This is a genomic window from Rhizobium laguerreae (assembly GCF_019778565.1).
GTDB lineage: Bacteria > Pseudomonadota > Alphaproteobacteria > Rhizobiales > Rhizobiaceae > Rhizobium > Rhizobium laguerreae.
Map to the genome: position 1 here is coordinate 222080 of NZ_JAAXQT010000003.1, position 12975 is coordinate 235054.

At 62.7% G+C, this 12975-nt stretch carries 10 protein-coding genes; 4 read left to right on the forward strand and 6 right to left on the reverse strand.

Going from position 1 to position 12975, the window contains the following annotated elements:
- Positions 1 to 59 precede the first annotated feature (59 nt).
- Positions 60 to 962 (forward strand): class A beta-lactamase, encoded by a 903-nt coding sequence (gene bla / locus HFO71_RS11655; RefSeq protein ID WP_077975995.1) that lies wholly within the window; start codon positions 60 to 62, stop codon positions 960 to 962.
- Between the two features lie 242 nt (positions 963 to 1204).
- Here bla and HFO71_RS11660 read toward each other — a convergent pair whose 3' ends face one another.
- The 3 genes from HFO71_RS11660 to HFO71_RS11670 form a co-directional block, all read right to left on the reverse strand.
- The gene (locus tag HFO71_RS11660) at positions 1205 to 1669 is read right to left on the reverse strand and encodes a hypothetical protein (protein WP_131641487.1); all 465 of its coding nucleotides are present in this window, start codon (positions 1667 to 1669) and stop codon (positions 1205 to 1207) included.
- A 71-nt stretch (positions 1670 to 1740) separates the two neighbouring features.
- A complete protein-coding gene (locus HFO71_RS11665) occupies positions 1741 to 4080 on the reverse strand; it encodes a glucose/quinate/shikimate family membrane-bound PQQ-dependent dehydrogenase (protein ID WP_131641486.1) in 2340 nt (779 codons plus the stop codon).
- Between the two features lie 198 nt (positions 4081 to 4278).
- Positions 4279 to 5781 (reverse strand): protein adenylyltransferase SelO, encoded by a 1503-nt coding sequence (locus HFO71_RS11670; RefSeq protein WP_131641485.1) that lies wholly within the window; start codon positions 5779 to 5781, stop codon positions 4279 to 4281.
- A gap of 249 nt (positions 5782 to 6030) precedes the next feature.
- On the opposite strand from HFO71_RS11670, the gene HFO71_RS11675 reads away from it, so the two are divergent.
- Positions 6031 to 7485 (forward strand): MFS transporter, encoded by a 1455-nt coding sequence (locus HFO71_RS11675; RefSeq protein WP_131641484.1) that lies wholly within the window; start codon positions 6031 to 6033, stop codon positions 7483 to 7485.
- A 269-nt stretch (positions 7486 to 7754) separates the two neighbouring features.
- On the opposite strand, the gene HFO71_RS11680 is transcribed toward HFO71_RS11675, so the two are convergent.
- Positions 7755 to 8702, reverse strand: coding sequence for a homocysteine S-methyltransferase family protein (locus HFO71_RS11680; protein WP_221988116.1), 948 nt, complete (start codon positions 8700 to 8702; stop codon positions 7755 to 7757).
- A gap of 217 nt (positions 8703 to 8919) precedes the next feature.
- Here HFO71_RS11680 and HFO71_RS11685 point away from each other — a divergent pair, with 217 nt between their 5' ends.
- The gene (locus HFO71_RS11685; protein ID WP_131641482.1) at positions 8920 to 9549 is read left to right on the forward strand and encodes a TetR/AcrR family transcriptional regulator; all 630 of its coding nucleotides are present in this window, start codon (positions 8920 to 8922) and stop codon (positions 9547 to 9549) included.
- Between the two features lie 53 nt (positions 9550 to 9602).
- Here HFO71_RS11685 and HFO71_RS11690 read toward each other — a convergent pair whose 3' ends face one another.
- Together HFO71_RS11690 and HFO71_RS11695 are read right to left on the reverse strand one after the other, a co-directional pair.
- Positions 9603 to 10127, reverse strand: a complete 525-nt coding sequence (locus HFO71_RS11690) for a DUF1697 domain-containing protein (RefSeq protein ID WP_131641481.1) — start codon at positions 10125 to 10127, stop codon at positions 9603 to 9605.
- Positions 10128 to 10169: 42 nt separating this feature from the next.
- Positions 10170 to 12278: a S9 family peptidase gene (locus HFO71_RS11695; protein ID WP_221988118.1), complete on the reverse strand. Its 2109-nt coding sequence runs from the start codon at positions 12276 to 12278 to the stop codon at positions 10170 to 10172.
- A gap of 251 nt (positions 12279 to 12529) precedes the next feature.
- On the opposite strand from HFO71_RS11695, the gene HFO71_RS11700 reads away from it, so the two are divergent.
- On the forward strand, positions 12530 to 12919 hold the full coding sequence (locus HFO71_RS11700; RefSeq protein ID WP_077976007.1) for a DUF930 domain-containing protein: 390 nt from the start codon (positions 12530 to 12532) through the stop codon (positions 12917 to 12919).
- The last annotated feature ends 56 nt before the right edge of the window (positions 12920 to 12975 follow it).

The following is a 12975-nucleotide window of genomic DNA, read 5'->3' on the forward strand; positions in this document are numbered from 1 at the left end:
GACGAGATGCCGCCGCAATCGCTGCTTAGCTCTGTCCTCCTGATTCGCCGGAGGATTTCATGGATCTCAGTCTGACCCGCCGCATGCTGATAGGCTCGGCATTGTGCCTACCCGTGCTGACGCTTCGAGCCAATGCCGAGGAGGGGGCCAAGGGGAGTGCAGGCGAGGGCGAGGACAATATTGAACATCGCCTTGCCGCTTTGGAAAAACGCACCGGCGGCCGTCTCGGCGTCTCCGTACTCGATACCGAGACGAGCATCTCCTTCGGCTATCGCGGCAGCGAGGCATTTCCGATGTGCAGCACCTTCAAGGCGCTGGCCGCCGCTTTCGTGCTTGCCCGGACCGACAAGGGCGAGGAGAACCTCGGCCGGCGGGTGAGCTACGGCAGGGACAAGCTCGTCGATTATTCGCCGATCAGCGAAAAACACGCCGGAACCGATGGCATGACCCTTGCCGAACTCTGCGAGGCGGCGGTGACCGTCAGCGACAACACTGCCGGCAATCTGCTGCTCGAAAGTTTCGGCGGTCCGGCGGGGTTGACCGATTGGCTGCGCTCGATCGGTGACGGCACGACGCGTCTCGACCGTACCGAGCCGACGCTGAACGAGGGCAGGAAGGGTGATCCGCGCGACACGACGACACCGGATGCGATGCTCGACACACTCGGCAACCTGACGCTCGGCTCTGTCCTCACCGAAACCTCCTCAGACAGGCTGATCGCCTGGCTGGTGGCGAGCACGACAGGCAAGGTGCGGCTGCGCGCCGGCCTGCCCGCGGATTGGAAGGTCGGCGACAAGACCGGCACCGGCCCGAACGGATCACTCGGCGATATCGCGGTGATCTGGCCGCCGGATCGCGGCCCCATCGTCGCCGCCGTCTATATCAGCGAGACGACCGTGCCGGTAAAGGAGCTCAACCCGATCTTTGCCGAAGTCGGCCGGATGATCGTCGAGATGGTGTGAATCGGGAAAAGCGAAGGGCATCATCGACAGCTGTCCGGTTCGCGTCGGAAAACCCCTCCCCAACCCCTCCCCACAAGGGGGAGGGACTAACCTGAGGCGAGATTCTGCCACCAAAATACGCTGCCACAGGCTGCATCCTCAGGAATGAAATGCAACGGGCGCCACACGGCAGCCCCTCCCCCTTGTGGGGAGGGGTTGGGGAGGGGTCTTTCTCAAATGCGGGCAATTCGAAATGCTCCAGCTCAAGCAGCCGGTACGTCGTCCACCGTCTCGGTGCCGTCATCCTCGATGCCGGCCATCTCGCGCTTGATTTGGTCAGCGATTTCCTTCTCGATCGCGGCGCGCTGGTCGGCCGGCATGGCGGCCAGATCGGCTTCGGACAGATCGTGCTGCTCGAGATAGCGGGCCCGGATATATTCCGCTGGCGTCATGTTTCCCCATTTGGAGAATTCGTCGACCACGGAATCATGCGCCGCCCTTGCCGCCACTTCTTCCTCGGAAGGCGGGTTGATATAAGGACCTTCAGCGCTTTGAAGAGCCCACATGGTGTTGGCGATCGACGGCGGCGTGCTGCTCGGTTCGAGACCGGGCGCGGCATTGGGCGCCGTTTTCGTGAAGTCCGTCGTCTGCTGATTCTTGGATTTGGCCGGCTGATCGAAAAGGCCGCCGATGCCGTAATAGTTGCGAATATTACTGGAAATTTCCATAAAAACTCTCCCCGAAAAACGGGGAGAGAATGGCGCGCCAAACCTGCGCAGAGCTTGCGGGAAGCTTCACGTCACGGCAACGTATAGGCGATCACATAATCGCCGGGCTTGGTGCCGACCGAGCCGTGGCCGCCGGCGACCATGACGACATATTGTTTGTTGTCATCAGTCGTATAGGTCATCGGCGTCGCCTGGCCACCGGCGGGAAGCCGCGCCTTCCAGATCTCTCGTCCGTTGGTCACGTCATAGGCGCGCAGGTAGTTATCGACCGCAGCACCGAGAAAAGCGACGCCGCCCTTGGTCAGCATCGGCCCGCCGATCCCCGGCACGCCGACCTTAAAGGGCAGCGGCAACGGCGTCATGTCGCGCACGGTACCGTTCTTGTGCATATAGGCGATCTTGCCGGTACGCAGGTCGACGCCGGCGACATAACCCCATGGCGGCGCCTGGCAGGGGATCTGCAGCAGACCGAGGAAGGGACCCATGAAGACGCCGTAGGGCGCGCCGTCATTGCGGTTCAGCCCCTGTTCGCTGCCCTTCTCGTCCTGGCCTCTCGGCGGAATATCGGCGGCCGGTATAAGCCGCGAGGTGAAGGCGAGATAGGTCGGCATGCCGAACATGATCTGCCGCTCCGGATCCACCGCCACCGAGCCCCAGTTGAAGGTGCCGAAATTGCCGGGATAGACGATCGTCCCTTTAAGCGAAGGCGGCGTATAGCGGCCCTCATAGTGGTAGCGGTGGAAGTCGATGCGGCAGGCCATCTGATCAAACAGCGACACGCCCCACATGTCCTTTTCCTGGAGAGGCTCGGGCGAAAAGGTGAGGTCCGAGATCGGCTGCGTCGGCGAGGTATGATCGCCGGTGACTGCGCCACCAGGCGCCGGGATTTCCTTGACCGGGATGATCGGCTCGCCGCTGCGCCGGTCGAGCACATAGATATCACCCTGTTTGGTGGGGCCGACCAGGGCAGGAACCACGGTGCCGTCCTGCTTGGTCAGGTCGATCAGCGCCGGCTGGGCGGGGACGTCCATGTCCCAGAGATCGTGATGCACCGTCTGGCGCACCCAGCGCAGCTGGCCGGTGGCGATATCGAGCGCGACGATCGAGGAGGAGAATTTCTCGACATTCTCGCTGCGGTTGATACCGATCTGGTCGGGCACCTGGTTGCCGAGCGGTATGTAGACCATGCCGAGCGCCTCGTCGACGCTGAAGACCGACCAGCTGTTCGGCGAGTTGGTCGTATAGGTCTGGCCCTCGGCGATCGGCGTCGTCACGTCGGGATTGCCGGAATCCCAGTTCCAGACCAGCGCGCCGCTATTGATGTCAAAGGCGCGGATGACGCCGGATTGTTCCTCGGTCGAATAATTGTCGTTCACCGCCCCGCCGACGATGATCTTGCCCGCCACCGCGACCGGTGGCGAGGTGGAATAATAATAGCCGGCCGGATTGAAGCGCATGCCGGTTTCCAGATGCAGCACGCCCTGGTCGGCAAAGCTGGTGCAGACCTTTCCGTCCGCCGCATCGAGCGCGATCAGCCGGGCGTCGGAGGTCGGCAGGTAGACACGCTCGGCGCAGGGCTGGCCGGCGGCAACGGCAGGATCGGCATAATAGGTGACGCCGCGGCAGGTCTGATGCTGCCGGTTGGGATTCATGCCGGAGTTCGAGTCGTATTTCCATTTTTCCTTGCCGGTCTTGGCGTCGAGCGCAATCGCCCAGTTATGCGGCGTGCAGAGATAGAGCGTGTCCTTCACCTTGAGCGGCGTCACCTGATAGGTCGTCTCGCCGACATCGTCCGGCCGCTTGACGTCGCCGGTCTGGTATCGCCACGCTTCCTTGAGGGTGGAGACGTTTTCGGCGGTGATCTGGTCGAGTGGCGAGTAGCGCTGGCCGAAGGACGTGCGGCCGTATTGATGCCATTCGCCATCAGGCACGCTGCCGCCGACGGCGGGGTTGGCGGTGACCTGATCCTTCGGCAGGTCGCCGGCAAGATCATGCGGGTCTGTCGTCATCGAATAAAGGGCGACCAGGATGGCGAGAATGACAGGCACGGCGAGCGGCCAGGGGTTCGCGGCATAGGTGATGCCCGTCGGACTGCGCAGGCCGAGCGGCCGGCGGATCCATGGCGTCAGCAGCCAGAGCCCGAGCAGGATAATCATGCCGCCGCGCGGCCCCAGCTGCCACCAGTCGAAGCCGACCTCCCAAATCGCCCAGGCAAGTGCTGCGACGACGAGCACCGCATAGACCCAGAGCGCCACCGCCTTGCGCATCAACAGCAGCCCGGCGGTGATCAGGAACATCAGCCCGGCGAATAGATAGAAGACGCTGCCGCCGAGCGTGACGAGCCAGAGGCCGCCGCCGCCGAGTGTGAGTCCGATGATGATGAAGAAGATGGAGGTGACGATGATCGCCATAAGGCAGTCTCCCGCTGAGGTTAGCCGGGCTGAGGGATCGGCGGAAAAGTCCCGCCGATCAGCCAGATAGCGCGAAGGAGATGCCTTTCAACGGCCATAATTGCCGCAGGGTGCCGATGCGTCGAACGGGGCGCTGGGCCGAATGGAAGCGGATCGCTGCGGCGCAGCTGCCCGCACCGAAATCGATCGAAGCGCCCGTCACGTTCCGCAGAAGGTCGCAAGCACCCGTTCGCTGGGCTTCGGCGGTTCCCTATAGGCGGCAAAGCCCGGCTGGTCCTCATAGGGTTTCGAAAGCACGCTCAGCAGCGCCTCGAACAGCGAAAAATCGCCGTTCTCGACGGCAGCTTCGATCGCCTGTTCGACCCGGTGATTGCGCGGAATGAAGGCCGGATTGACGCGGCGCATGGCGACGGCGCGCTCCGCCGCCGTCTGCGGATCGCGTGACAGCCTCTCGCGCCACTGCGCAAGCCACGCGCCGCCGGCATCCGGGTCGCGGAAACTCGCCGCAAATTCAGGCTCTGCGGCGTCATCGCCGGCAAGATCCGACAGTCGCCGGAAGGTCAGGGTGAAATCCGCGTCCTGCGCCTGCATCAGCGACAGCAACGCCTGCACCAGGTCGAGATCGCCGTCCTCTTCGCCGGCAAGGCCGATCTTATCCCGCATGCCGGCCAGCCAATGCGCCTGGAACCGTTCGCCGTAACTCTTTATCACGATATTCGCCTTGTCGACCGCGCTGTCAGGCTCGGCGTCGATCAGCGGCAGCAGCGTTTCGCCGAGCCTTGCGAGGTTCCATTGACCGATGGCGGGCTGGTTGGCATAGGCGTAGCGCCCGTGCTGGTCGATCGACGAGAAGACGGTCGCCGGATCATAGGCATCGATGAAGGCGCAGGGGCCGAAATCGATCGTTTCGCCGGAGACGGTCATATTGTCCGTGTTCATCACGCCATGGATGAAGCCGACATGCAGCCAGCGGGCAATCAGCGCCGCCTGGCGTTCGCAGACCGCTTCGAACAGCGAGAGATAGGGGTTTTCGGCCTCTTTCAATGCCGGATAGTGCCGGTCGATCACATAATCGGTCAGAGCCCGCACGCCGTCGGTGTCGCCTCTAGCCGCGAAGTACTGGAAGGTGCCGACGCGGATATGGCTGGCCGCGACGCGGGTGAAGACCGCGCCAGGCAGCACCTCTTCGCGATAGACCGGCTCGCCTGTCGTCACCGCCGCCAGCGCCCGTGTGGCCGGAATGCCGAGCGCAAACATCGCCTCGCTGATGATATATTCCCGCAAAACCGGCCCGACTGCCGCCCGCCCGTCGCCGCGGCGCGAAAACGGTGTCGGCCCTGCGCCCTTCAGCTGGATATCATAGCGCTTGCCGCTGCGGTCGATAACCTCGCCGAGCAGGATCGCCCGCCCGTCGCCGAGCTGCGGCGAGAAGCCGCCGAACTGATGCCCGGCATAGGCCATCGCCAGCGGTTCGGCCCCTTCGGGAACGAGATTGCCGGAGAAGATCGCCGCGCCATCGCGGCGCAAGGCCTCGACGTCGAGCCCGAGTTCGGCAGCGAGCGGCTCGTTGAGCTTGATCAGCCAGGGCTCCGCCACCGCGGTCGGCGCTTGCGCCGCAAAGAAGCGTGGGGGCAAGCCGACATAGCTGTTGTCGAACGGAAAGGCCGCACCGGGCCGGTTTTTCTGCAGGGCGGAGGTCATGGTTCATAGGTAGGGCTAGGATGCCTGCCGCACAAGCCGGGGTATGAAGACCTTCACGAAGAACAGACCCATGCAAGGAATTGTGATCTGCCTTTACCTCTCGTCAAAGCAGCTTTGCCATAAACGACATAGCGCCGCGATGATCGCGGGCGTATAGCAAATCGTCTCCCCTTGGCTTTGCGCCATGTCATCCCCCGCGGCCTTGCTGCCTTGTGTGCTCCGCCGCGCCACCGCGAGTGATCCCGGACGATGTCGGATCAGATTTACCAAGCGCCGATGGTTCGGCGCGCCGCGCCCAATTTCCGGGTGATCGCAATGATTGTCGCGAGTGCGATGCTGATGGAAAACATCGATGCGACCGTGCTTGCGACCGCGCTGCCCACTATGGCACGCGATTTCGGCGTCGGCGCTCCGGCCATGTCGATCGCCCTGACCTCCTATCTCCTGAGCCTTGCGATCTTCATTCCGGCAAGCGGCCGGATGGCCGACAGTTTCGGCTCCCGCACCGTTTTCCGCTCGGCCATCGCCGTTTTCGTCGTCGGCTCCATCCTCTGCGCCCTGGCGCCGACGCTGTCCTTCCTGGTGCTGGCGCGGCTGCTGCAGGGTATCGGCGGCGCGATGATGATGCCGGTCGGGCGCCTGGTGCTGATGCGCAGCGTCGACCGCAAGGATATGGTCAGCGCCATGTCCTGGCTGCTCGTGCCGGCGCTGATCGGCCCGATCGTCGGCCCGCCGCTCGGCGGCTTCATCGTCACCTATCTCGACTGGCGCTGGATCTTTTATATCAACGTGCCGATCGGCATCATCGGCATGATCCTCGTCTCGATCTACATCGACGAGGTGAAGGGCAAGGCAAGCGGTCCGTTCGATACGATCGGCTTCATCCTCTCGGGCATCTCGCTCGGCTCGCTGCTCTTCGGCTTCGAAATGTCGAGCCATAAGGGCGAGGGCGCGTTTTCGATCTTCCTGATCGCCATCGGCCTGCTTTTCGGCATCGGCTATCTCAGACATGCTCGCAAGCATCCGTCGCCGATCATGGATTTCTCGCTGATGAAGGTGCCGAGCTTCGGCACGTCTGTTATTGCCGGTTCGCTGACCCGCATCACGCAAGGGGCGCAGCCCTTCCTGCTTCCGCTGCTCTTCCAGATCGGCTTCGGCCTGTCTGCGGCGGCGGCCGGCCAGATCATCATCGCGACCGCGCTTGGCGCTCTCGCCATGAAGCCGATGGCGAAGTTTGTCTTCCGCCGGCTGGGCTTCCGCAGGAGCCTCATCCTCAACGGCATCCTCGGTACGATCGGCTATGGCCTCTGTGCCGCCTTCCGGCCGGATTGGCCGATGCCACTCATCTTCGTAGTCCTGGTGCTCAGCGCCTTCTTCCTCTCGTTCCAGTTCACCGCCTATAACACCATCGCCTATGACGAGATCAGCAAGGAGCGGATGAGCTCGGCCACCAGCTTCTACACCACCTTCCAGCAGCTCATGCTGTCGCTCGGCATCTGCATCGGCGCCTTGGCGCTGCACGGCTCCATGGCCTTGTCGGGCACTGAGACGCCGGCCCTCGGCGATTTCTCCGCCGCTTTCATCGTCGTCACCATCATCTCGATCACTGCCACCTTCTGGAACCTGCGCTTCTCGCCGACCGCCGGCGAGGAGATCACCGGCTACAAGGCCAAACAGAGGAAAGGCGCCGTCGCCGAAGGCTGACGCCGCCTTTCCCTTCGTCAGAAGCCGACCGGCTCCCGCAGCCGCCTGCGTCGCAAGGGCCGGCCCTCGCGCCGGTCCGCCTCGAGCCCGTAGGTTATCGGGCCGGGCAAGCCCCCGAAGGCGAGATCATTATCCCGTAGAGCCACCTCCACGGCCGCCTCCGGCTCGGCGCGCCTCTGCCGTCCCGTGATCACAAGCCACAGATCGTGCCAGCGGCGCTCTCGCATCATCGTCCCCCCAATCGTCATTCTCTCCTCCCTCTCAGGTCGTCACGCCGCCTGCGGCAGGCATGCCTCGCAGATCGCCGCGACATGGCGGTGGTCGGTGCCGCAGCAGCCGCCGAGCACGCTGAGCGCTGGCATGCGGTCGATGAGCTTGCGATAGTGGCGGCCCAGATCTTCGGGATCGCCCGCATCCAGCGTCTCGCTATTGTCGAGCTGCTCATGGCTCATGGTCGAGGCATTGGCGCGGATGCCGGATATACGTTTCACCCAGGCGCTTCCGTGATCGAGCGCCGTTTCGAAATGTGTCGGGTGGGCGCAATTGATCATGTAATAGGCCGGCGCCCCGCCGGTCATCGCATCGGTCGTCTCGATGGCCTCCTGAAGGCTGCGGCCCGTCACCAACCGGCCATCCGTCTCCAGCGTGAAGGAGATGGCCGAGGGCATGCCGAGCGCCTGTGCCGCCCGCGCCACCCCGATCGCCTCGTCGATATTGGTCAGCGTGAAGGCGCTCACCATGTCGGCTTCCGTGCCGGCGAAAGCCCCGATCTGGAAAGCGTGGTAGTCTTCCGCTTCGGCGGCATCCATGATGCCCGCCTTGTAGCCGTCGCCGCGCGGGCCGATGGCGCCGCTGATGACGACCGGCTGCTCCGGCCGCTCATAGTCGCTGCGCAAGCCGACGAGCAGGTCGACGGCTTCCTCGTTGACTGCTTTCAGCGCTTCGGTGCTATAGCCGAGCTTCTGCCCCCAGTCCGGATTGGCCCGCCATGTGGCAGTATCGAGCACGAAGCCCGTGCCGTGCCGCCGGGCGACATCGAGATAACGGCGATAGTAATTCCGCATCCGCTGCCGCCCGTCTTCGGAAGCCAGCAATATGAAGGCAGCGAAATGCGGAAGTTCGATCCCTTCCTGGAAGATCATCGTCGTTTCCATGCCGCCATCGGTAATGAAGGTGCCGCCTTTGAGCTGCGGCAACCCGTTTCTGTACTTTGCCATTGTTGAAGCCTCTCCTCGCGACACCCGATTGGCTGCCGTCGATGAATGATGTTCTGGCGTTTAATTGGCTGCCAAACTAGGCGACTTGCGGTATACTCCAGGCGGTTTTGGGTTTTGCCGATTGATTTCAATCGCTTGCTTCGACCGATCCTGCCCGGGGCGGAGGCAGATCTTATCATGCAACACTGAAAACTGTACCGCCGGTACAGGAGGGGACATGCGAAAGGGCGAGGAAACGCGGACCCGCATCCTCGATGTGGCCGAAGCGGCAGTCTTGCAGAAGGGTTTCGGCGGCACCTCTATTGAGGAACTGATTGCCGAGACCGGCATCACCAAGAGCGGCTTCTTCTATCATTTCAGGGACAAGAACGAGCTCGCCAAGGCCTTGCTCAACCGCTACATCGAAAATGACGAGCGCATCTATGACGAGATCTTCAGCCGCGCGCGCGAGCTGACCGGCGATCCGCTGCAATCCTTTCTGCTCGGCCTGAAGTTACTTTCCGAATTGCTCTCCGACCTGCCGAACGGCCATCCCGGCTGCCTGGTGGCGACCGTCTGCTATTACGAGCGGCTGTTCGACCGGGAGATACAGGAGACCAACCGGAATGCGGTGCTTGCCTGGCGCCGCCGTTTCGGCCGCATGCTCCGCGACATCGTGGCCGTCTATCCGCTGCGCGAACCCGTCGATGTCAACCAGCTCGCCGACATGGTGTCCTCCGTCCTGGAAGGCGGCATCGTTTTGTCGAAGACGCTGAAGGAGCCGAACACGCTGGCCGAGCAGGTGCTGATGCTCCGCACCTTCGTGAAAATGCTCTTCCTGCCGGTAGTGGAAATGCCGAGGGCCTAAAGCAACTCCAGCAAAAGTGCGAAGCGGCTTTGCTGGAATTGCGGCTGACATCCTCAGTCCCCGTCCTCCAACGCCGCCGCCATCTCCGCGAGCTTGCGTACGGTGTTGAGATTGCGCGACGTGCCCGGTTTCAGCGCCGGCAGCTTCAGCTTCGAGCGGCCGGAACCATTGGGATAGTGCACATAGATTTCCCTGCCGGCGAGCTTGGCCTCCTCGCCGTCGGGCGCCACCATCTTTTCCAGCGCATCGCCGGGCGGCTTTTCGGGCAGGAAGTACACGAGCAGGAAGTTCGGCTTGGCATCGGGAAAGGGTGCGTCGTCGACTATGCCGTCGAGTTCCTTGCGGCTGCGCACCATCACGCCTGGCCGCTTTCCGAGCTTCTTGCCGATTGCCTCGTCGAGCCGCTCCTCCACCGCCTTTTCCGCTTCATCCGCGCGGAAAAGCACGTTGCCGCTCTGGATGTAGGTCTTGACGTCGGAAAAGCCCAGGTCTTCGCAGATCGCCTTCAGTTCGGCCATCGGCAGCGCGCCGGTACCGCCGACGTTCACGGCGCGGAGGAGGGCGATATAGACGGCCATTTTTTCTCCCTTGGTACCGTGTGGCACCCCCAACCCAGCCCTTCACATCTTCCCAGCAACCTTGATCGCAAACGCATATTCAAACGCGATCTCTTCCAGCCGCTGGAAGCGGCCCGAGGCGCCGCCGTGGCCGGCGTCCATGTTGGTCTTGAGCAGGATCGGCGCGTTGCCCGTCGTCTTGTCGCGCAGCTTCGCCACCCACTTTGCCGGCTCCCAATAGGTGACGCGCGGGTCCGTCAGGCCACCGAGCGCCAGGATTGGCGGGTAAGCTTTCGTGTCGACATTGTCATAGGGGGAGTAGGAGGCGATCTGCTCGTATTCTTCCTTGCTGTCGATCGGGTTGCCCCATTCCGGCCATTCCGGCGGAGTGAGCGGCAAAGTGTCGTCGAGCATTGTGTTGAGCACGTCGACGAAGGGTACGGCGGCGATGAGGCCGGCGAACTTCTCCGGCGCCATGTTGGCAACCGCACCCATCAGCATGCCGCCGGCCGATCCGCCCTCGGCGATGATCTTCGCGTAAGACGTGAACCTCTGTTGATTCAGATAATCGGCCGCCGCGACGAAGTCCTTGAAGGTGTTGGTCTTCTTGTCCATCTTGCCGTCTTCATACCAGGAAAATCCCTTGTCCTTGCCGCCGCGGATATGGGCAATCGCATAGACGAAGCCGCGATCGGCGAGCGACAGGCAGTTGGTGTTGAAGCCGGCCGGAATGGTGATGCCGTAGGCGCCGTAGCCGTAGAGCAGGCAGGGCGCGCTGCCGTCGAGGGGGGTATCCTTGCGGTAGAGTAGGGTGACCGGCACCTTCTCGCCATCCCACGCCGGCGCAAAGACGCGGCGGGTGATGTAGTCGTCGGGATTATGGCCGGACGGCACTTCCTGCGTCTTTAACAGCGTGCGCTCGCGCGTCACCATGTTGTAATCGTAGAGCTGCGACGGCGTCGTCATCGAGGAATAGGAGAAGCGGATGATATCCGTGTCGTATTCCGCAGCACCCTGCAGCCCCAGCGAATAGGCTTCCTCGGCAAAGGCGATCGCATGTTCCTCGCCGGTCGCCCGATCGCGGATCATGATCTGCGGCAGGCCGTCCTTGCGCTCCAGCCACAGGAGGTGGCGGGCATAGGCCATGTGGCTGATGATGAGCGTGCCGGGCTTATGCGGCACGACCTCGCGCCAGTTTTCCTTGCCGGGCTTATCAACCGGCGCTTCCATGATCTTGAAATCCTTGGCGTCGCCGTCATTCGTCAGGATGTAGAAGACGTCGCCGCCCTCGGTCAGCGAATATTCGATGCCTTCCTCGCGCGCCGCCACCAGCTTCGGCTCGGCCGTCAGGTCCGCGGTCGACAGCAGGCGGTATTCGCTGGTCTCGTGGTCGTGAATGTCGATATAGATGAAATCGTCAAGCAGTGAGCCGCCGACGCCCATGAAGAAGCCGGCATCCGCTTCCTCATAGACCAGCCGGTCTTCCGACTGCGGCTGGCCGAGAATGTGGTGGAACACCTTCGAGGGCCGATGATTCTCGTCGAGCGCCGAATAGAAGAAGCTCTTGCCATCGGGCGCCCAGACGCCGCCGCCGCCGGTATTTTCGATCCGGTCGGTAAGGTCTTGCCCGATCTGGAGGTCGCGCACCTGCAGCGTGAAGAATTCCGAACCCTTGTCGTCGTAACCCCAGATGCCGCGGCTGTGGTCGCTCGAATGGTCGAGGCCGGCGAGGCGGAAATAGGCCTTGCCTGATGCCTCCTTGTCGCCGTCGAGCAGCACCGCGCGGATCGTCTCGTCAGCGACGTTGCCGTCGCGGGCGATGCGGAAAAAGCGCGGCTGTTCGCCGCCGGTGACGTAGAAGGTGCCGTAGGCATAGGCCCCGTCTTTCATCGGCACCGAGCTGTCGTCTTCCTTGATGCGGCCGCGCATTTCGGCAAACAGCACCTTCTGAAGCGGCTTGGTGTCCTCCATCGCCGCGTTCATATAGGCGTTTTCGGCTTCGAGATGGCGGCGGATCTCAGGGTCGAGGATCGATGGATCCTTGAACATCGCCTGCCAGTTGTCGGCGCGCAGCCAGGCATAGTCGTCCGTGCGGGTGATGCCGTGGCGCGTATTGGAGATCGGCTTCTTCGGTGCGGCAGGCGGGGTCGGCAGGCTCTTGAAAGCGGACAAGGATTGGCTCCGGGTCGGAATGACGGGTTGGCAAGAGATAGAGGTGCACTGGTCCCGGATCAAGCGGCAAGGCTGCGCCAAGGGTAGAGGTGCCCTTCCACAGACAAGGAGGACACCCAAGCCACCTTGCCTTGATGTCACCACAATATTTAAGAAAATCCGCTATCTCAGTGAATTTGCAGGTGCCAAGCCCGCCGCAAGCTGTCGGGGGTAGGGCAAAAATTGCAGAACAGTAAGGAATTTTTTCCGCAATGCCGAAACGTCTGGTCCTGTTTCTATCCCTCGCAAGTCTTGCTGCCCCCGCCTTTGCCGTCGATCCCGCTATCAAGAAGCAGCTGGAAAAACTCGATCCCGCGACCCGCCTGGAACAGAGCTGCGACACCGAGGCGATGAGCCGCATCAACCAAGACAGCACCGGCTTCAAGCCCGACAAGGTGATCGCTTACACCTTCAAGGACCCGATCCCTGGCGACAATTCGCTAGAGGCGCCGGGTGCCGTCTTCCGCAGCAAGGGCGACTGGTACCATCTCTCCTACAATTGCATCACCGGTCCGCAGCATATCAACGTGCGCGAGCTCAATTACGAGATCGGCGAGAAGGTGCCGCGCGAGAAGTGGAACAAGTATTATCTCTATGATTGATACGGCCTGTCCGCCCAAGCGGCTGCGGTGACATCCGGCCGCATGGCGCCGGGGGA